This window comes from Enterobacter cloacae complex sp. 2024EL-00227 (genome assembly GCF_043945315.1).
Taxonomy (GTDB): domain Bacteria; phylum Pseudomonadota; class Gammaproteobacteria; order Enterobacterales; family Enterobacteriaceae; genus Enterobacter; species Enterobacter roggenkampii.
Genome location: NZ_JBIMQP010000068.1, coordinates 1 through 943 on the forward strand (window position 1 = coordinate 1; position 943 = coordinate 943).

The window sequence follows — 943 nt, forward strand, 5'->3', positions numbered from 1 at the left end:
GATTAGCACGTCCTTCATCGCCTCTGACTGCCAGGGCATCCACCGTGTACGCTTAGTCGCTTAACCTCACAACCCGAAGATGTTTCACTTCTGATTGCGAAAATTTGAGAGACTCGAACACACCATTAAGATGTGTCGTTTCAATTTTCAGCTTGATCCAGATTTTTAAAGAGCAAATATCTCAAACGTGACTCGCAAGTCAGTTTTGAGATATGACGGCAGGTGACTTTCACTCACGAACCAGCAAGTGGCGTCCCCTAGGGGATTCGAACCCCTGTTACCGCCGTGAAAGGGCGGTGTCCTGGGCCTCTAGACGAAGGGGACACTGAAGTCTCAATCGCAAGACGCCTTGCTATTTACTTTTCATCAGACAATCTGTGTGAGCACTACAAAGGCAGGTTCTTTAAGGTAAGGAGGTGATCCAACCGCAGGTTCCCCTACGGTTACCTTGTTACGACTTCACCCCAGTCATGAATCACAAAGTGGTAAGCGCCCTCCCGAAGGTTAAGCTACCTACTTCTTTTGCAACCCACTCCCATGGTGTGACGGGCGGTGTGTACAAGGCCCGGGAACGTATTCACCGTAGCATTCTGATCTACGATTACTAGCGATTCCGACTTCATGGAGTCGAGTTGCAGACTCCAATCCGGACTACGACGCACTTTATGAGGTCCGCTTGCTCTCGCGAGGTCGCTTCTCTTTGTATGCGCCATTGTAGCACGTGTGTAGCCCTACTCGTAAGGGCCATGATGACTTGACGTCATCCCCACCTTCCTCCAGTTTATCACTGGCAGTCTCCTTTGAGTTCCCGGCCGGACCGCTGGCAACAAAGGATAAGGGTTGCGCTCGTTGCGGGACTTAACCCAACATTTCACAACACGAGCTGACGACAGCCATGCAGCACCTGTCTCAGAGTTCCCGAAGGCACCAATCCATCTCTGGA

Annotated in this window: 1 tRNA gene and 1 rRNA gene; both read right to left on the reverse strand. The window is 51.1% G+C overall.

Annotation, left to right across the window (positions count from 1 at the left end):
* Positions 1–248: 248 nt before the first annotated feature.
* Positions 249–324: transfer RNA gene (locus ACHH0Z_RS25580), tRNA-Glu, on the reverse strand.
* Between the two features lie 85 nt (positions 325–409).
* Positions 410–943: ribosomal RNA gene (locus ACHH0Z_RS25585) — 16S ribosomal RNA — on the reverse strand; the annotation flags it as partial.